General features: G+C 35.3%; 14 protein-coding genes. 8 read left to right on the forward strand and 6 right to left on the reverse strand.

The genetic code is table 11. From position 1 onward, the window contains the following. The first annotated feature begins 170 nt into the window (after positions 1–170). Positions 171–551 carry a hypothetical protein gene (locus ABYT26_RS11460; RefSeq protein WP_372753980.1) on the forward strand — a complete coding sequence of 127 codons (381 nt, stop codon included), beginning with the start codon at positions 171–173 and terminating at the stop codon, positions 549–551. Between the two features lie 288 nt (positions 552–839). Here the strand turns inward: ABYT26_RS11460 and ABYT26_RS11465 are convergent, their stop codons facing one another. Together ABYT26_RS11465 and ABYT26_RS11470 are read right to left on the reverse strand one after the other, a co-directional pair. After that, the gene (locus tag ABYT26_RS11465) at positions 840–1,916 is read right to left on the reverse strand and encodes an acyltransferase family protein (RefSeq protein ID WP_372753982.1); all 1,077 of its coding nucleotides are present in this window, start codon (positions 1,914–1,916) and stop codon (positions 840–842) included. Between the two features lie 50 nt (positions 1,917–1,966). After that, positions 1,967–2,575: an ankyrin repeat domain-containing protein gene (locus ABYT26_RS11470; protein WP_372753984.1), complete on the reverse strand. Its 609-nt coding sequence runs from the start codon at positions 2,573–2,575 to the stop codon at positions 1,967–1,969. 315 nt (positions 2,576–2,890) lie between these two features. Between ABYT26_RS11470 and ABYT26_RS11475 the strand changes: the two genes are divergently transcribed. From ABYT26_RS11475 to ABYT26_RS11485, 3 genes are all read left to right on the forward strand, one after another. Then, on the forward strand, positions 2,891–4,951 hold the full coding sequence (locus ABYT26_RS11475) for a helix-turn-helix domain-containing protein (protein ID WP_372753986.1): 2,061 nt from the start codon (positions 2,891–2,893) through the stop codon (positions 4,949–4,951). Between the two features lie 144 nt (positions 4,952–5,095). Beyond that, positions 5,096–5,932, forward strand: a complete 837-nt coding sequence (locus ABYT26_RS11480; protein WP_372753988.1) for a GLPGLI family protein — start codon at positions 5,096–5,098, stop codon at positions 5,930–5,932. 65 nt (positions 5,933–5,997) lie between these two features. Beyond that, positions 5,998–8,688 (forward strand): carboxypeptidase regulatory-like domain-containing protein, encoded by a 2,691-nt coding sequence (locus tag ABYT26_RS11485; protein ID WP_372753990.1) that lies wholly within the window; start codon positions 5,998–6,000, stop codon positions 8,686–8,688. 66 nt (positions 8,689–8,754) lie between these two features. Here ABYT26_RS11485 and ABYT26_RS11490 read toward each other — a convergent pair whose 3' ends face one another. Both ABYT26_RS11490 and ABYT26_RS11495 read right to left on the reverse strand, forming a co-directional pair. Beyond that, entirely contained in the window at positions 8,755–10,065 is a 1,311-nt protein-coding gene (locus ABYT26_RS11490) for a nitrate/nitrite transporter (RefSeq protein WP_372753992.1), read from the reverse strand. A gap of 174 nt (positions 10,066–10,239) precedes the next feature. Continuing rightward, on the reverse strand, positions 10,240–12,156 hold the full coding sequence (locus ABYT26_RS11495; protein WP_372753994.1) for an ATP-dependent DNA helicase RecQ: 1,917 nt from the start codon (positions 12,154–12,156) through the stop codon (positions 10,240–10,242). 362 nt (positions 12,157–12,518) lie between these two features. Here ABYT26_RS11495 and ABYT26_RS11500 point away from each other — a divergent pair, with 362 nt between their 5' ends. The 4 genes from ABYT26_RS11500 to ABYT26_RS11515 all read left to right on the forward strand — a co-directional run bounded on the left by ABYT26_RS11500 (position 12,519) and on the right by ABYT26_RS11515 (position 18,507). Further along, a complete protein-coding gene (locus ABYT26_RS11500) occupies positions 12,519–12,968 on the forward strand; it encodes a MarR family winged helix-turn-helix transcriptional regulator (RefSeq protein ID WP_372753996.1) in 450 nt (149 codons plus the stop codon). Between the two features lie 68 nt (positions 12,969–13,036). Beyond that, on the forward strand, positions 13,037–14,389 hold the full coding sequence (locus tag ABYT26_RS11505) for an MATE family efflux transporter (protein WP_372753998.1): 1,353 nt from the start codon (positions 13,037–13,039) through the stop codon (positions 14,387–14,389). 5 nt (positions 14,390–14,394) lie between these two features. Continuing rightward, positions 14,395–16,707, forward strand: coding sequence for a bifunctional glutamate--cysteine ligase GshA/glutathione synthetase GshB (gene gshAB, locus ABYT26_RS11510; protein WP_372754000.1), 2,313 nt, complete (start codon positions 14,395–14,397; stop codon positions 16,705–16,707). Positions 16,708–16,902: 195 nt separating this feature from the next. Then, positions 16,903–18,507, forward strand: a complete 1,605-nt coding sequence (locus ABYT26_RS11515) for a fumarate hydratase (protein ID WP_372754002.1) — start codon at positions 16,903–16,905, stop codon at positions 18,505–18,507. A gap of 62 nt (positions 18,508–18,569) precedes the next feature. Here ABYT26_RS11515 and arfB read toward each other — a convergent pair whose 3' ends face one another. Both arfB and trpB read right to left on the reverse strand, forming a co-directional pair. Further along, positions 18,570–18,986, reverse strand: a complete 417-nt coding sequence (gene arfB / locus ABYT26_RS11520; RefSeq protein ID WP_372754004.1) for an alternative ribosome rescue aminoacyl-tRNA hydrolase ArfB — start codon at positions 18,984–18,986, stop codon at positions 18,570–18,572. Between the two features lie 173 nt (positions 18,987–19,159). Then, entirely contained in the window at positions 19,160–20,368 is a 1,209-nt protein-coding gene (trpB, locus tag ABYT26_RS11525) for a tryptophan synthase subunit beta (protein ID WP_372754006.1), read from the reverse strand. Positions 20,369–20,622: the final 254 nt, after the last annotated feature.

Here is a 20,622-nt window from a genome sequence, read left to right on the forward strand (position 1 = left end):
AATAAATCTTTTGGTTCCATAATAAGTGTGCTTTTAATATGAGACTAACGTAAAGTTATTTCCAATTTTTTTCTTGAGCTAGAAAAGGGCTCCGAAAAAATCAGAATAACTTTACTTACACACTTTATGGGATACTGCTGTTTGGTTATTATGAAACCACGCCATTTCCCGTGTTTAAACCGAATGAACCTATATTTGACTGCATTATACCTACATCAGTAGCTAATGCTTTTCTTTGTCATGCTTCTGCTTCTAGATGGGTGAAGGCTACAGGTTTGAGAATAGATAGTGAAGAGAGAATAGAACGTTGTCGTCGTTTAACAGCAGATATTGCTGTTAAAACTGTTACAATTCTTAATGATTATCATGAAAATAAATTTATGGCAAACAGTCATGATAACGAAAGAGTAAGAACTTATATGACTTGCCACAGCAAGAATGGTAAGGTTGCCAATACCAATGGTAAAATGAATTGTACTTCCTGCCACACAAAAACAATAGGGCATGAAATTTTTGGTGATTCTCATTATGAATTCATGGACGAGAGATAGTTATTATGAATAATATATTATTTATAATATTAAGAAAATGGTCAGTGAAATGAACTTCCAATATTTTAGAATTTGTCAACATAAAATGGAATTATAAGCTATATGGCGTTGAAATATAAGCTAAAAATTTAAAAATATTTGCAGGTATTCAATTAGTAGCTTCTGTAATCAGGATAATTAATGCATTCTAGTGCTAATTAAAAACGAATAGTAAAAGTAGCAGAAGATGGATTTTTCTTCTGCTACTTTTTTTATGTGCCAAATGCTAGAACATCTAAAAGCTCTCGTTTATAGCTTTGCCTGTTTTTGTCTACTATTTTTAATCTTCAAACCAAACAGCGGGCGCAGTATAATACATCGTCTAATTAATTCGTAGCTGCCATAGCATCCTATAAAAGTAAACGATACAATAAGTAAAAACTTTGGAATTACAGGTATGTCCATTGGCAGTATTACATACGATGCTGCATACAAAAAGAACATGTGTAAAATATAAATAGGATAGGCCGCCTGACTTAGGTAACTTAATGTTTTACTTGGGCGGTTAAGATTCTTGTATCCAAAGCTTAGTACAGCAAAAATCCATATGTTCGATTCAATGGCCATTAAATATCCTGGCGATTTAAGTTCAAATATTGTTAGGCGTACTAAATAAAGACCTAATGCCAATAAAATAAACATCCATCGCCATTTTAGAATTGTGTTTAAGAACGATTTTCCGCTATAAATAAAACAGAAGCCAAAAAAGAATGCCAAAAATCCTAAAAAAAATCCATGTAATGTAAGAGCATATAATTCAAATGGTTCGGGTCGCATTATTATTGTTTCTAGTACAAAAGGAGCGAGCACAAATAAAAACCCGAAAGGCGTTTTAAAAATTTGTTCTAGGAATTTTTTAAAAGCACCATTCTTGTTTTTTTTCAGATAAAAGAATAATGGCGATAATAATATTACATAAATAAAAATATTTGCTAGAAACCACAAATGCCCCTGATTAAGAGAAAATGACATTTCCTGATCGTAGTATTTATGCCAAATTAAAACATGTAATGGAACAATACACAATACTCCAAAAAGGAAAGGGAGCAATATGCGTTTTGAGCGTTCTGCAAGTAGTTGTTTCCAGTTTCTTTTTCGAATTGCAAAACATACGCCCATTCCTGAAACAAAAAACAGTAAAGGTATTCTCCAAATGTTTAGCATGCTCATAGGTATCCAAAGAGATTCCCAAGATTCTTGAGACTGAATAAAGCCAATATAGATTCCCCAAGGTTGAAAAATGATAGAAATATGGTAAATCAATAGCAAGTCAATGGTGATTACCCGTAGCCAGTCAATATCATGTCTTCTTTCTGATGCTGTCATTTTTTGCTTTTGTAGGTTAAGTAAATCTTTAAAGAGGTATTCTCAATTTATTATTTCTGATATTTTTCAAGCATTTCAGCAATTATTGGGCGTGTTGATTCCAGATGGTTGTAATTTAATTTAAAACCCATAGGCTCTAGGTCGTTAACAATTTGATCGTAAATTCCTTTTACACTATCGAAAGGAGCCTGGACCGATTGTAGAGCTGTGGATCCATAATTGTTTTGGATGCTTTTGTCTGCACCATTAAGAAGTAAGGATTCTACAATTTTTATCCGGCAAAAGAATGCTGCGGTATGTAAAGCTGTAGATCCATCATTTGAACATAGATTTAGATTTGCTCCTCCTTCGATCAATGCAATGGCAGCTTCGGTTTTTCCAAATATTGTAGCTATTTGCAAAGGCGTAGATCCGTAGGGGTCTTTTGCATTCAGATTGGAACCTGTGGCAATGTGTTGTTTTATGGCATTTGTATTGCCCATGAATGCGGCGGCAAAAAGATCTATTTTAGGTGCTTTTATATTTAATTCATTTTTTGCATCATCTTTTTTACTGGATGTGCTGTTGTTGCATGCACTCATGTTTACAAGTAAACCTGCGAGTAATACTGCAATGGATAATCTTGCTAAATTCACGATGTTTTTCTTTTTTGTTTTCATAACAGATTTTAATAAAGTTCGACTTTCATATCTTTACTGTAAAGGTTAGGCAAAATGTGATGCATTGCTAATCAGATAAGACGTGAAGAATATGAAGTTTAATCAGTCCATAAAAACTATGAAGCAAGAGTATAAATTATGACGTATGCCATGCTGCAAGTTTCAAAAAAAGAAATTGGCTATTTAATGAAATCTAAAAGGAGTTATTTTTCTTCTTGTGAAAATAATAATTTGAGCCGTTTCTTGATTGTATCTTAAGTGGATGATTTGTATCTTTTCATAAAAGGAAACAATCCAATTAAGTCTAACCTAATCATGCCTGATCAGTTTTTTTCTGAAAATGATTTTTTAGTAAAAATCACAAGCGTCATCGAGAAGAATATTTCTGATGAAAAGTTTGGCGTGTCAGAACTTGCCAGTGAAATTGGAATGAGTCGTTCTAACCTATTACGTAAAATTAAAAAAGCTTCCAATTTATCTGTAAGTCAGTTCATCCGTAAAGTGCGATTGAAGAAGGCTTTGGAATTGCTACAGGAAAATTCGCTGAATGTTTCCGAGATATCCTATCAAGTAGGTTTTGGTAGTGTATCTTATTTTATTAAATGTTTTCGTGAACAGTATGGTTTTTCTCCGGGCGAAACTACAAAGCAGAATTCTCAGGATGAAGAAAGCTACTGGCTCGAGCCAGATAAGGGTAAAAATAGAATGTTTTTTATTGGTATTCTAGCTCTTTTCCTTCTGATAGTAGCTTTGGCTTACGTTATTTTTAAACCTGCAGAACAAGAAGTGATTCTTATGGAAAAGTCTATTGCAGTTTTGCCTTTTAAGAATGATAGTAATGATTCTACAAACCTGTATATTATTAATGGACTAATGGAATCCATTCTTACTAAACTTCAAAAAATTGAAGATGTTCGCGTAATTAGCCGTACTTCGGTAGAAAAGTACCGTAATAATCTTAAAAGCAGTGCTGAAATTGCCCGAGAGTTGAATGTGAATTATTTTGTGGAGGGAAGCGGACAAAAAATAGGAAATCAGATTCAATTAACTGTTCAGTTGATAGAGGCACGAAGTGATAAGCATTTATGGGCAGAACAATACAAGAAGGATACCAAGGATATTTTTTCGCTTCAACAGGATGTTGCCAAGAACATCGCAATGAATATTAAAGCCATAATTACTCCCGAAGAAGAGGAGCAAATCAATAAAGTGCCAACCGATAATTTAATTGCCTACGATTATTTTTTAAAAGGTTTGGATTTTTTTTACCAGGGAAAACGTGAGACATTGGAGAAAGCTATTGTGTGGTTTAAAAAAGCCATTCAACACGATCCTGAATTTGCCCGCGCATATGCAGATATTGCTATGGCTTACTATTATTTGGATATTGCTCGTGCGGATAAGGAGCACAGTTCACAAATTAATGAAAATGCAGATAAAGCTTTGTTATACGATTCCAAATTAGCACAATCCTTGGTGGCTAAAGCATTGTATTACATGAATAAGCGCGAATATGAAAAAGCTATTCCTTATCTAGAAAAAGCGCTTCATTACAATCCAAATTCAACTCAGGTTATCAATTTTCTATCTGACTACTACACAACCTACATGCCCAATACGGCTAAATATTTAGAGTATGCATTAAAAGGAATTCGTTTGGATATCGCGGCTCAGGATTCGGTTACGGCAAGTTACATTTATTTGCATGTAAGCAATGCATTTGTGCAAACAGGTTTTGTTGATGAGGCTGAACTGTACATCAATAAATCATTGGATTACAATCCGGAAAATTTGTTTTCGGAATATGTGAAAGCCTATATTTTATATGCGAAAAATCAGGATTTAGAAAAAACAAGAGATCTATTGCTTGCTGCATTTGCTAAAGACAGCACCCGATTGGATATTCTACAAGAAATTGGTAAGATTCACTTCTACTTGCGCGATTATGAATCTTCTTATGTTTACTACAAACATTTTGTTGCTGCAAAAGATAAATACAATTTGAGTATTTATCCGCATGAGAATATCAAAATTGCAAGGGTGTACAAAGAGGTAGGGATGAAAGAGGAATCGAAAAAATTGTTGAAGGCTTATTTTGAATATGCTTCTCACGATAAATCCATATATAAAAATGCAAGTTTGGCTGTTTATTATTCTCAGGTGGGCAATGTTGAAAAAGCCTTGGAACATTTGGAATTATTTTCAGAGGAAGAAAATTATCAATATTGGCTACTTCTTTTTTTAGAAAAGGATCCTTTGATTGATTCCATCAAAAATAGGCCTGAATTCAAACGAATTGTAAAGAAGATCAAGAGGAAGTTTTGGGAGGATCACACAAAAGTAAAGCTCTCTTTAGAGAAAAAAGGCTTGCTGTAAGTATTCATTGTAATTAATTATGTTTCTATTATTAGATCGATCTTATCAATTAAAATTTTATTCCAATTATTTTTAGAAAAGAATTAAACCATAAGGCTTTTTTGAAGTCTTAGAAGGGAATTCATAAAATCTAAAAATGCTAATATGAGAAAATTTTTATTTGTGGTAAGTGCTTTTTTGCTTGGGTTACCAGCAATTTTATCGGCACAGGAATTTCAAGGAAAGGCTGTTTATCAGAGCAAGACAACTATTGAAATGGATTTTGGTGGGAGAGATATTCCTGAGGATAGAAAAAAGATGATGTTGGAGCGCATGAAGAAAGCAGGTGAAAAAACATTTGTTTTAGATTTCAATAAAAAAGAATCCATTTATAAAGAGGAAGAAAAATTAGAGCAGCCCGGCAATGATGATAGACGAAGAGGTCCTGGTTTTGGAATGATGAGCGATGATGGAGCTGATTACTACAAGAATGTACAAGATGGTAATTATGCTGTGGTAAAAGATCTCTTCGGGAAAATTTTTCTAGTAAAAGATAAGCTTCCCAATTTTGAATGGAAAATGGAAGGTGAGACAAAGCAAATAGGCAAGTACATTGCTCATAAAGCGACTTCGGTTCGTATGGTAAAACGACCTAATATGTCTGCCGTTTTTCGCAGAGATAGAGATAGTGAAAGTGAAGAAAAGGAGTTCATTGAAAAAGAAGTTCGCGTAACTGCATGGTATACTTTTGACGTGCCGGTTAATCAGGGGCCAGGTTCCTATTGGGGACTACCCGGATTAATTTTAGAAGTTAGCGATGACAGAACGAGCATTTTGTGTTCACAGATCATTATTAACCCCAAAGAAAGATCGGTAATTAAAGAGCCAACAAAAGGAAAGGAAGTTAGCCAGGCTGAGTATGATGATATTTCGAAGAAAAAGTTGAAAGAAATGAAAGAGAATGGCGGATTTGGTCGCCGCGGAGGAGGAGGTCCTCACTAAGGTTTTTAAAACACCATAAGTACAAATAAACTAGTATTTCCCACTACATAATAATCTAATAAATCATGAAGAAATATTATTTTTTGGCACTATTCTCGTGCGTTTTTTTAAACGCTTTTTCGCAGAATATTAGCTTAAAGGGAATTGTGCGCGATAGCACTGGGAATGGAGTTGAAATGGCCAATGTTATTGCCATAAATACAGGAACAAATGGTCTTGACTCCTACTGTGTTACAAATCATAATGGATTGTATAAGTTAAGTGTCAAGCCAAATTCTAATTACAATATTAAAGTGAGTTTTATTGGTTTTAAACCAGCAGAATTTAATTTAAATACGACCAATGTTGATGCAGAAAGAGATATAAGCATATCCGAAGAAAATAGTTTGCTTTCTGAGGTGGATGTAACTTACACCATGCCTGTGGCTGTGCGAGGAGATACAATTGTTTACGATACAGACTCATTTACTACTGGAACAGAAAAAAAATTGAAGGATGTACTGGTCACACTACCTGGTGTGGAAATAAATGACGATGGACAGATAGAAGTGGAAGGAAAAACGGTGCAGAAAGTGATGGTTGAGGGTAAAGATTTCTTTGATGGAGACTCGAAAATTGCTTCGGATAATATTCCAGCCAATGCCATTGATAAGGTAGAAGTTCTTCGAAATTACAATGAAGTTGGTCAGATGAAAGGCTTATCGAATGATGAGGATAACATTGCTTTAAATATCAAATTAAAACAGGGGAAAAAGAATTTTTGGTTTGGTGAATTGACCGCAGGAGTGGGTCCTGATGAAAAATATTTGGCTCATCCTAAACTATTTTACTATAGTCCGGAATTTAGTTTGAATGTAATTACCGATATGAATAACATTGGGGAAGTTCCTTTTACACGACGCGATTATATGAATTTTACAGGAGGTTTCAAGTCTTTTAATTCTTCTGGAGGAAGTTCCATATCTATTAGTTCGGATGGGATAGGTTTAAGTACGGCTCAAAATGACAGGGCAAAAGATATTGATACAAAATTTGCCGCTCTCAATTTTTCTTACTCTCCAAAAGATGATTGGGATATTAGTGGTTTTGGTATTTATTCCTATACGGGAACTCTCATGGAAACTTTGAAAACTACAACTTATGAATTGGATGGAAGCAGTTCTCAGGTAGAAGAGTCGACTACGAATACCGATCAAACAGCAAAATTAGGCTTGTTAAAGTTTAGTTCTGTATACAAGCCAAATGCAAATTTTCAGTTCGATTATGATGTTTTTCTGAAGCAATCGGATGATAATGAAGAGCAAGATATACTTTCTAGTGTAGACGATGAAACTGATAATATTACTCAGTTGAAAAAGCAAAAACCTGTTTCGGTTCGTCAGCATGCTAATATTTACTACACTTTAAGCGAACGTAATATTTTCACATTCGAGGCACAACATTACTATCAGGATGAAGATCCTTTTTACAATGCAATAAGAGATGAATTTGCTTTTACCAGTTTGTTTCCGGTTGATGAGAATGTAAGCCTTTACAATTTAAATCAGCAAAAAAACATTGTCAGTAATAAATTTGATGCGAAACTCGATTACTACTTTGTTACTGGCGATAAAAGTAACATTCAGTTTAGTTTGGGAACTACCCAGACTCTTCAGAATTTTGATTCTGAAATTTTTCAAATTTTAGACGATGAATCCGAGAATAATTTCGAAGGAGATGATTTTGAAAACGATGTGAAATTTACAATTTCGGATCTATTTTTTGCTTTTCATTACAAGCTAAAAGCAGGTATGTTCACCTTTAACCCAGGAGTGAGTCTGCATCAGTACGATATGAAAAATACGCAATTAGGTTCTACCGTAACAAGTGATTTAACTTCGGTACTGCCTGATATTTATGTGAATATGCAATTGAAAAAAACAGAAAATGTAAGATTCAATTATAGCATTACTCGTTCGTTTACTGATGTGAATGATTTTGCAAAAGCTTATGTGCTTAACAATTACAATTCTGTTTTTAGTGGAAATAGAGATTTAGAAAGTTCATTGAAGCATAAATTGTCCTTGAATTTTTTCAGTTTTAACATGTTTAACTTTACTAACATGTTTGCAAATGTAAGCTATACCAAAAGTATTGATGCGCTAAAAAATGATGTCGTAACTAGTGGAATCAATCAGATTCGAACCATTGTGAATTCCAATTTAGAGGATGAATCTTTTAGTGCTAATGCTAGATATCAACGTACTTTTAGCAAAGTTAAAGCTTCGGGTAAAGCAAATTTATCCTGGTCTAAAAGCAATAATTTGGTGAATTCAGAAGTGAGTGTTTCTGAGAGTTTTACCCAGTCTTATACTGGATCGGTAGGAACTAATTTTAAGAATGCACCCAATTTGGAAGTAGGTTATAAATATTCGGTGAATGAATACAATCGATCGGGAACCAGCACTACATATTACACAAAAAGGCCTTATGCTGAATTTGATGCGGCTTTTTTAAAGAATTTTATTCTTACTGTAGATTACGATTTCTACAGCTATACAAATCAAGACAATACAATTGAAAATGAGTATAGTTTTTTGGATGCTGATTTAACTTATCAGAGAAAGGATAGCAAATGGGAATTTGGAATTCAGGGAGAAAATTTAACCAATACAAAATCTCTGGATAAGAATAGTGAGAGTGATTATTCTTATAGTTCTTCGACCTATTTTGTACAACCACGTTACATTTTGTTTCGAATAAAATATGATATTTAGGGTTTTTTAGGGGTAAAGTGAATAATAATCGCAGATTTGGACTGATTTCCATATCTGCGATTTTTTTTACTGCAATTGTGGATTTTTTGCTTTTACAGAGAAAATAAGGAGCAGAACTACACAAGCAAGCCCTGCATATCCGGCCAAACGATAACTTTCAGTGAGGGTGTAAATTCTGCTGAAGAATAGAGGAGCCATTGCACTAGAAAAGACAATTAGCGACATGGATAAACCACTAATTGCGCCTAAATGCTTACGTCCGTAAAAGCGAGGCCAGGTAATAGCTGCCAAAACAGAAAAAAGACCACCCATAATTCCATTTCCAACAATTAAGATGTAAAATCCGATTTGATATTCCAATATGGCAAGTCCTAAACTGGCAAGAAGGCAGCCTATAAGAAAAACAATAAGTAACTTTTGCATGCGAATGTAATCGCTGAGGATATTTCCCAAAATTGCAGTAATTATTGAAATAATAGAGGCTGGAATGAAAATGCTCAATGCCTTTTGTTCGGAATAACCACAAGATTCGAAAATAGAAATTACATTAAAAGTAAATCCAGTAATGAAAAAAGAATTAAAACTTAAAGCAAGTGCAAACACCCAAAATACCCAGGTACTTCTGGCTTCCTTTAAAGTGTATTGTTTTTTTGTTGCAAAATTAGGATTGATGTTTTTTTTGATTTTGATAATTTTTCCATCAGGAATTAAGCCGCATTCTTCTGGGTTATCACGATAAAATATAAAAGCAAAAACAACAAATAAAAGGGTAAGTCCAGCAAGTATTTGATAGGCAGTACTCCAATTAAATTGCGTAATAATGAAGGCAATAAAAAGAGGAGAGACAGCAAAACCAAAAGACTGAAAAGCACTGGATATACTATTTGCTAAACCTCTTCTTTGGTCGAACCATTTCATAATTAAATTCCGAGAGGCAAGTGTAAGTACACCTTGTCCGGAAAAACGCAAGAAGAAAAATAGCAGCGACATCAGAATAAAAGAGGCTGTGGAGAATTGAATACTGCTAAAATTGGCAATGGAACCCGATAAAATATTAGAATAGGAGAATAGAACGAGTGTAATAGCCAATCCAGAAGCGGCAATCATTGCTGTAAACCGTGCTCCAAATTTATCGTAAATTTTGCCAGCATAAGTTAAAAATAAAGAACTAGTAACAGTACCTATTAAGTAAGTCGAACTTAAGGCATCGCGACTTAGTTGTAATGATTCAATTAAATAATTGGTGAATACTGAAACACCCATTGTTTGGCCGGGAATGCTACACAATACGCCAATTGTACCAGCAATCATACTTATCCAACCGTAAAAAAAAGGAAATTTTGCCGGAGCAAAAGGAAAATTAGGATTTCTTTTCAAACTAAAAATTTTTAAGCTATTATGTAAGAATATTAGCTCTTCAGGTAGAGGAGTTAATGGATATTTATAGCACAAAAATAATCATTATTTATACACATTCTGCATAAATAATGAATCTTAAATTCATTATTTTGAAGGAGAATTTAAACGCGAGTGGGATAAGGAATTAGAAATCTATTTCTGATTTGCCTTTACCCAATCGAGAACTTCGCCAAATCGGTAGTTTGCAAAAACAGCAAAATTCTTTTCTTTTTTTAATTTCAAGCGTGTGAATAAAGGAACGGTAATGCCGCATAAATATTTAGCGAGTAAATCTACCGAATAATGATCTTTCAATTTAGCAATGGCTCCTTCGCTAATTTTAGAGTAATCGAAATTGCTTAGATTTTCTAGATCGATGGATTTTGCAATTGTTACGGGACCTGATATACACACAGAACAGTGTCCACATTTTTCCCATTTTGGATTTTCACCAAAATAGTTGGCCAAATTTTTACTTAAACAAGTTTTCGACTCAAATAGATCTAGCATCTCGCGGATACGATTCACTTCAGCCATTTCTTTTTTCTTGAAACTATTGTAAAGTTCTTGAGCCAATTCATCAATGTCGAAATTCAAATTGCAAACTTCAAACACATCTACGATTTGTTTGGCTTCCAAATGAATTAATCCTTGGGCATCGAAATATTCCAGAGCTGCCACAATTCGCATTCTGTCTGTTGCATAATTTTGGGCAATGGTATCAAAATTGACTGTTATCCATTTTCTGGCTTTCGACGAATGATCGAAAATAGCTTGAATAAATGTTTTTCGTTCTCCTTTGAACTTTTCAACGATACTTTTTTCATCGCTATTTAAGCTAAATCGGTAATCGGCAAAATAACTGTATTGAGGTTTTATAATTCCATGTATCTCCATGTAAACCAGTAGGGTTTTAATGGGGAGAATACGGATATTGGTAAGAGCAGGAAGCGTATTTAGTCGAATTTCCCAGCTGGTTTTAGCCTTTTTTATGCGACTGAGAATATCTTTAATGCCTAAGAGGTCGGGAGTGTCTCCAAATATGAAATTCTCAAGCACATTCACATTGTCATGGTTGGCTAGAATTAGACAGTCTGATTTTTTTCCATCCCGACCGGCTCGACCGATTTCCTGAGAGTAGTTTTCTGTTGATTTTGGAAGGTCATAGTGTATTACATATCGTATGTTCGATTTGTCGATTCCCATTCCAAAAGCAATTGTTGCGACTACACAATTTACCGTGTCATTCATGAATTGGTTTTGGATGCTTTCCCGATCTTCACTTTTCAAGCCAGCATGGTAGGCTTTGGAATGAATGCCTTTTGCTGAAAGTAGATTTGAAATTTGTTCGGCGGTTTTTTGTTGGGTTACGTATACGATTCCTGATTCATTCTTACGGCTCGAAAGTAAGTTAAGCAATTTCTCGTTTTTCTTCGATTGAACTACGGGCAATATATTTAGATTGAGGTTTGATCGATAAAAACCAGTAACGGTAACATTTTCGTTTGCGATTGCAAATTTTTGGCTCATATCTTCAATCACTTTAGGTGTAGCTGTTGCAGTAAGCAAAAGAACTTGTTTGGCCTGAAAAAAGTTGCGATAAGCAGGCAGTTTTAGATAGTCGGGCCTAAAATTATGCCCCCACTCTGAAATGCAATGAGCTTCATCTACCACCATTAAAGAGATGGAAATATCTTTCAGAAATCTTCTAAAGCGTTCATTTTTAAACCGTTCAACCGAAATCATAAGTATTTTGTGCTTTTTGGCGCGGATACCATTCATGATCGCCTGTTCTTCCTCTTTTGATAGAGATGAGTCGATACGAACGGCGGATATATTCCTAGCTTGTAGAAAATCTATCTGATCTTTAATTAAGGCAAGTAGGGGAGAAACCACCACCGTTAGTTCTGGAAGTTCGAGTGCAGGCAATTGGTAGCAAAGTGATTTTCCCGATCCTGTTGGAAAAATAGCAATGGCCGATTTTCCATTCAAAATATGAGAAATTACCTCTTCTTGGCCAGGTTTAAAATCAGAAAACCCAAAATTTTTGTAAAGTAGTCGCTGTAACATATTCGGCAATAGTATGTTGAAAAAGGATGTGAATTTCTATTGATTGGCTTGCAAAGCTTAGGATAAACTATGTAGTTTCCTTAAAAAAGTCGAAATTACTGAAATAAAAATTGAATGGTGGACAATTTTTGAAAAACTAATTTTCATCTATCTGCTAGGCTGTTTTCTTTGGTTTTATAGAATTGATAATTAGGATTTGGGAAATGTGGTCTAATTTTTAACTACTGGAATTTAAAAAGTCTAAAGAATGGCTTATAGAATTTTGGAAAAGCTTGTTTTTCTTGAGATGCGAGGTCTTATTTGTTTTGATCTTAGCGAACTATTTCGTTTATTTGCATCGCAAGCGATATAAATGCTGAACTATGGATAATTCGATTAATAAGGAGTTTGATTCTCTTAAATTAGAGAATCAATTGTGCTTTTCTATTTATGCGGCCTCAAGGCTTATGACCAGGCTTTACCAACCTTATCTAGATAGGTTAGGGATCACTTATCCTCAGTATTTGGTTCTACTAATTTTATGGGAAAGAGATGGCATTAGTGTTAACGAAATTGGAGCAAAATTATATCTAAATACCAATACATTAACGCCTTTGCTAAAACGGCTGGAACATCTTTCTTTCATCAAAAGAATAAAATGCTGTAAGGATGAGCGAAAGGTCTTGATTTATCTTTCTGAGGAAGGAAAAAAATTGAAGTTAGCTGCAAAATCTATTCCTCATGAAATGGCTAATTCTCTTGAATGTACTCATGAAAAAGCAAGGTGTTTGAAACAGGAATTGGAAATTTTGATCAATCATATGCTAAAATAGAAGTTTGAATCTAGAAGAATATTTCATTTTATCAAGATCTCTTTACACTCACCCATGAAGCATATCAGATGTTAAGATTCATTAGCGGTTTTCTTAAAAAGGAGCGTACTTATACTGCTGTTGGGAAAGAATTATTACAATTAGCTTTTCCCATTATTGGCGCGTATTTGTTGAATATGACTTATAATCTTACCGACATGATTTGGGTAGGATATTTGGGTAGTGGTGCTGTGGCAGCAGTGGGTTCGGCAGGTTTCTTTTTGCATCTTGGATGGGCCATGGCTTCAATTGTAACAGTAGGTTCAAATATAAAAATAGCTCATTCGGTTGGTGCCCAAGATATGAATGCGGCAGGTAAATATTCAACTGCTGGTTTATGGGGAATTGTAAGTATTGCTATTTTATTCACCAGTGTGTTTTTGGCCATTCCCGAGCAGTTTATCGGTTTCTTCCAAATGGAGGATGTTCAGGTGAACGAAATGGCTGTTTCCTATTTGATTATTAGTTCGTTTGGAATTATTATCAGTTTTGCGAACCTTTTAATGATCAGTATTTTTAATGCTCATGGCAAAACTAAAATATCCTTTCAGGCTAGTATTATTGGTACCTCTCTGAATATTATTTTGGATCCATTGCTAATTCTAGTCTTTAAATTCGGAGTGGAAGGAGCTGCCGTAGCTAGCATAATAGGTAGAGCTTGTAGTTTGACTTACTTCTATTTTGTATATCATAAATTCGATAACATTTATTTCAAGGGGTTTTTACCCAAAATCGATAAGTTAAAAGCATTATTTAGTGTTGGATTACCGGCGGCCATTCAACGTATTTCTTTTTCGGTGATTTATATTTTTTTGGCTCGGATTATTGCAGAGTGGGGACCTAATGCAATTGCAGTACAGAAAATTGGTGTGCAAATTGAGTCGATTACTTTTATGATTGTAGGCGGAATTATGCAGGCCGTAACCATTATGGTTGGACATAGTTATGGAGCCAAAAATTTAACCGAAGTTCCTAATATATACAAGGCTGGATGGCGAATATCTTTAGCTGTGGGCTCGGTAACAACTTTGATTTTTTTACTGATACCCAAAACATTATTTTCGATTTTTGTGCCCGAAATGGAGAGTATTCTCATGGGAAAAGATTACTTAATGATATTGGCTGTTTCTCAACTATTTATGTGTCTGGAAATGATTAGTGCTGGGGTTTTTAATGGCTTGGGCAAAACAAAAATAGCTGCAACAGTAAGTGTGATTTTTACTTCGCTACGACTACCAGGAGCTTATTTTCTTGGATTTTATACTTTTTTAAGTTTAAATGGAGTTTGGTGGAGTATCACCGGAAGTAGTATATTAAAAGGTATTGTGATGTATCTTCTGTTACGAACCTATTTAAAAAATAATACATTTGGGAAATTCTAATTGATATGGAACATCTGATGAATAGCATTGCAAACGCATTACAGCAGGAAGGGATTCGAAAGAGCCTGAAAAATGGCAAATTCGGGATTGAAAAGGAAAATGTAAGAGTAGATTTTTCTGGGAAAATGGCTACAACACCGCATCCTGGTATATTGGGCGATAAATTTAATCATCCTTTTATAACGACCGATTTCTCGGAGAGTCAGGTGGAGATGATCACACCACCTTTGCATAGTATTGCTGAAGTTCATGGTTTTTTGGAAACACTGCAGGATGTAATTTCTGAAAATTTAAGCGATGAATTGCTTTGGCCTCAAAGTTTACCTCCTATATTGCCTCACGAAGATCAAATTCCTATTGCTAAATTTGGCGAGAAAGGGGTTTTAAAAGAAAAATACCGTGAGGAGTTGGCCAACCGATATGGTAGGGAAAGGCAAATGTTGTCGGGTATTCATTTCAACTTTTCGCTATCGGGAAGACTGGAGCGTAAATTGCGAAAAGCCCACAAATGGAAAGGCGATTTGGAAACTTTTCGTGAATCGATTTATCTAAAAATGATTCGCAATTTTATGCGCCATCGTTGGATGCTTATCTGGCTATTTGGGGAGAGTCCTGTTTCGGATCCTTCTCTGAAAATGAAATCCTTAAAAACGGGTAAGAAGTCTTATATGACTTGTGGAAATGCAATTTCCATTCGAAACAGTAGCATGGGTTATCGAAATATTGAAGAATATTTTGTTGATTTTAATAGTCTCGAAGATTATGAAAAATCGGTTGATGGTTTGATTAAATCGGGTAAAATTTTGGGGGGTGAGGAGTTGTACCTTCCTATCCGTTTAAAATTTACCGAAAATGGTGAGAAAATCTCTCATCTCGAAGTTAGAATTCTCGATTTAGATCCTTTTGAAAAGTCGGGTATCTCGAAGAATAGGTTGTATTTCGTGCACTTATTTCTGCTTTTTTGTTTGTTTTCCAAAGAGAACGAAATTTACAGTGAAAAGGAACAAAAAGTAGCAGCCAACAATCAGGATTTAGTGGCTTGCCATGGTTTAAATTCAGAGTTGCAACTGTTTTCTTTTAATGGCCAAGAAAAGCCAGTGGGGATTTTATTGAAGGAGTTATTCTCTGATATTAGAAGTTTTTCAGAACAATCAGAATTGAGTGAAGATCCGAATTATCGGGGCGCATTGGAGAAAATATTTGAATGGATCGAAAATCCAGATCATCGCACTTCTTATCGGGTGAAGAAAAAAATTATTGAAGAAGGATTTATTAATTTTCATCTAAATAAAGCCAAGCAATACAGAGAGGAAAGTGAGGTTAGTAGTTTTCGTTTTCACGGATTTGAAGATCTTGAATTATCCACTCAATTATTAATGAAAGCAGCTTTGCGCCGAGGTGTTAAATGCAAAATATTAGATCGTAGCGAGAATTTTATCAGCCTGAGTAAAGGTGATAAAACGGAATATGTAATGCAGGCTACTCGTACATCATTGGATAACTATTCCAGTGTTTTAATGATGGAGAATAAATTGGTTACCAAGAAAATATTAGAAGGTGCTGGAATACGAGTTCCTGGTGGACTCGATTATCAGGATGCAGGACAAGCTCGATCTGACTTTGATTTGTTCGAAGGGAAAGGCATTGTAGTAAAGCCTAAATCGACCAATTTTGGCTTAGGTATTACCATTTTAAAGGAGAACAAAAACGAGGTAGTGTACAAACGAGCTGTTGATATTGCCTTTGAACATGATTCTAGCATTTTAATTGAAGAATTTATTTCGGGCAGAGAATTTCGATTTTTTGTGATCAACGATCAGGTTTGCGGCATATTACACCGAGTGCCTGCCAATGTAAAAGGCGATGGCGAAAAGAGCATTCGCGAGCTAGTGGAAATTAAAAATATGGATCCTCTTCGAGGAAGAGGCTACCGAACGCCATTGGAAAAAATTCGAATGGAAGAAGCTGAAGAAATGTTTTTGAAAGAGCAGGGGTTAAGTTTTGAGAGTGTGCTGAAAAAGGAGCAGGTCGTGTATTTGCGAGAAAATTCGAATATAAGTACCGGAGGCGATAGCATTGATTATACTGATGATATTCATCAATCGTATAAAGACATTGCCATTGCATCGGCCAAGGCCTTGGGTGTGCAAATTACAGGTTTGGATATGATGATTGAGCAGGTAAATCAACCCGCTACCAAAGATAATTATGCCATCATCGAAATGAATTTTAATCCAGCCATTCACATTCATTGTTATCCGTACATCGGGAAAAATAGGCAATTAAATGAGAAAGTTTTAGATTCGTTAGGCTTTTAGTTTGCTCTTATTTGTTGTGTATGAGTGCGCTTTGGAAAGTATATGTTGCAGGGCAATGTTATAGAATAGCTTATTTTACCGAAAGCAATCTGCAATTTGTTTTATATTTGTGTTGCACATTGCAGAAGTCGTCTTGTTTGGCTGGGTTTTGCAGGGCAAAAAGACATTACTTATAAAATTTAAATAGATCATATCATGTCCGATTTTAAGTATCAGAAGCCTTTTCCGATCACTAAGGATACCACAAAGTATCGTTTGTTGACAAAAGACTATGTTTCAACGGTTGAAGTTGATGGAAGAAAAATAGTAAAAGTAGATCCGAAAGGACTCGAAATGCTTTCCAAAGAAGCATTTTCAGACGTGTCTTTTTTCTTACGTCCAGCTCACTTAAATAAGCTGAAATCAATTCTTCAGGATGATGAAGCTTCCGATAATGATCGTTTTGTAGCTCACACCATGTTGCTGAATCAAGTAGTGGCCGCCGAAGGTGAATTACCAACTTGTCAGGATACAGGAACTGCTATTGTTGTGGCTAAAAAAGGTGAAGATGTGTATACTGGTGTAAATGATGCTGAATACCTATCTAAAGGAGTTTACGAAACTTACCAAGAGAGAAATTTAAGATATTCTCAAGTGGTTCCTTTTTCTATGTTCGAAGAAAAAAATACAGGAAACAACCTTCCTGCACAAATCGATATTTATGCTGAAAAAGGAAATGCGTACGAATTTCTATTCGTAACCAAAGGAGGAGGATCTGGAAACAAGACTTTCTTGTATCAGGAAACCAAAGCTCTTTTGAACGAAAAGAATTTAACTGAGTTTATCAAAAAGAAACTCCGTGATTTGGGAACTTCAGCTTGTCCTCCTTATCATTTAGCATTGGTAATTGGTGGAACTTCGGCAGAAGCTACCTTAGCAACTGTGAAGAAAGCATCTGCAGGTTATTACGATCATTTACCAACAGAAGGAAACGAAGGTGGTCAAGCATTTCGTGATTTAGAGTGGGAGAAAAAAGTGCAAGAGATTTGTCAGAAGAGCGAGATTGGTGCTCAATTTGGGGGTAAATATTTTGTTCACGATGTTCGTGTAATTCGTATGCCTCGTCATGCTGCTTCTTGTCCTGTAGGATTAGGTGTTAGTTGTAGTGCCGATCGTAATGTGAAAGCAAAAATTACCGAAGAAGGAATTTTTCTTGAGCAATTGGAGAAAAATCCAATTCAATACCTACCAAAAGAAGCTCCTCATTTAAAAGATGCAGTTGAAATCAACTTGGATCAACCTATGGAGGATATTTTGAAAGAATTAACAAAATACCCAATCAAAACAAGACTTAGCTTAACAGGAACTTTGATTGTTGCTCGTGATATGGCTCATGCTCGTATTCAGCAGATGTTGAACGAAGGCAAAGAAATGCCTGAGTACTTTAAAAATCATCCTGTATACTATGCTGGACCAGCAAAAACACCTAAAGGAATGCCTTCAGGAAGTTTTGGACCAACTACAGCAGGTCGTATGGATCCTTATGTAGGGCCATTCCAGAAGGTTGGTGGTTCGATGGTAATGGTTGCCAAAGGGAATCGATATCAATCGGTAACCGATGCTTGTAAGGAAAATGGTGGATTCTACTTGGGATCGATCGGAGGACCAGCAGCAGTATTGGCCAAAAACAGCATTAAATCTATCGAGGTAATTGATTTTCCTGAATTAGGAATGGAAGCAGTTCGCAAGATTCGTGTTGAAAATTTCCCTGCTTTTATTATTGTTGATGACAAAGGAAACGACTTTTTTGCAGATATGTAAAAATGGTTGATAACTATAAAATACAAAGGGTGATCCAATGGGTCACCCTTTTTTTATGGCTGTTACAAATTAAGCTTTTTTCTGTTTTCCTTTTTCTGAGATTTAGCCTGTTTTTCGTCTAATCTTCTTTCTTTGGAAGCTTTTGTAGGTTTTGTTTTTTTTCTGGTTTTTGTTGGTTGTAAGGCAATTTCAATCCATTGGTAGAATTTCTTGATAGCAATTTCTTTGTTTTTAAGTTGAGAACGTTCGGTTTGTGCTGTAACAGACAAAATTCCATCATTACTGATACGGTGATATAGTTTTAGAAAAATGCGTTCTTTTTCTTTCTGAGTGAGTTGTTCTGATTCAAAAATGGCAAATCGAAGTTCTACCTTTGAATTTACTTTATTCACATTTTGTCCACCCGGACCGCTGCTTCTGGAAGTAATGAATTCAAACTCTTTGCTCAAATCCTTTGTAAAATGATACTGATCTGTCATAGTACAGTAAAGATAAGTGAAATAAATAAAATGGACCAATGAATAGTTTCACACAGAGTGAGCATTGAAATCTTAATAGATTAACGTATTTGGTAAGGATAGCTTGTTTTTAAGCACAAAAAATGCCAATCATTTGCAGATTGGCATGTATTTATTTCACGATAAGTTGGTGTTTACAAATCTTTGGGTAAACCATATGTTTCAACTACAAAATCAACATCTTTGTCGCCTCTACCACTTAGGTTGACCAAAATTGATTGTTTGGGGTTTGCCTTTGCCAGTTTTATGGCATAGGCTACAGCATGAGCACTTTCCAAAGCGGGAATAATTCCTTCTTCACGACTCAATTCGTAAAAAGCATCAATACATTCTTTATCATTTATAGATTGATATTCTACTTTTTTAAGATCTTTAAGCATGGAGTGTTCGGGTCCAACACCTGGATAATCCAAACCACTGGCCACAGAGTACACAGGATCTGGTTCTCCTTTTTCATCTTGAAGAAGGTAGCATTTAAATCCATGGATTACACCTGGTTTACCAAAACTTAGTGTTGCTGCATGATCTCCTTTTGTATAGGAGCGTCCAGCAGGTTCTACGCCATGTAACTTACATTCTGTGTCGTCTAAAAATGCCGAAAACATCCCTATAGCATTACTTCCACCACCAACACAAGCCACAACATTGTCGGGTAGTTCCCCGGTCATTTCTTGAAATTGATCTTTGGCTTCAATACCTACGATACGCTGAAAATCACGAACCATCATCGGAAATGGATGTGGACCAACAACAGAACCAATACAATAAATCGAATTGATAGGATCTTCCAAATAAGCCATAAAAGCAGAATCAACTGCTTCTTTCAATGTTTTTAATCCATGTGTTACGGGAACAATTTTTGCCCCTAGAATTTTCATTCTTACAACATTTGGGTGTTGTTTGGCAATATCAATTTCTCCCATATGGATTTCACATTCCAATCCAAAATAGGCAGCTGCGGTGGCTAAGGCAACTCCATGTTGACCGGCACCTGTTTCAGCAATCAGCTTCTTTTTGCCCATGTACTTGGCCAAAAGAGCTTCTCCCATGCAGTGGTTTAACTTGTGAGCTCCAGAATGGTTAAGATCTTCTCGTTTTAGGTAAATACGACCGCCATATTTGTTTGATAAACGGTTGCAAAAATATACTGGAGTTGGACGCCCCTGAAAATGTTTACGGATACTTCTAAGTTCTGAGATGAATTGATGAGACTTGCTGATGGAAAAGTAAGCATCGTTGATTTTCTTCATTTCTTCTTCCAATACTTCAGGAATAAAACTTCCTCCATATTCGCCAAAGTATCCTTTCTCGTCAGGATTACTTTTGAAATAATTAGTTGACATTTGTATAAATATTTTGGTTAAAGATAGTTCTCCAATTTATAATGTGATGTGGTTCTCGATTCAAAATAAAATAACCGGATTCATAAAGATGAATCTCTAGAGTCCGGTTATTATTGCTGTCGTTCAATTTCTTTTCATCTCCAGCCAGGAATGCTATTGGAAAAGATTATAGATTACTCGCACCCCGATAAGAAATTGCCAAAATTAAGCGACAAAAACAAAGGTAACAAAAATAGTGAATTTGAAGATTCTTC

Origin of the sequence: Labilibaculum sp. (assembly GCF_041595635.1) — a bacterium.
Lineage (GTDB): Bacteria > Bacteroidota > Bacteroidia > Bacteroidales > Marinifilaceae > Labilibaculum.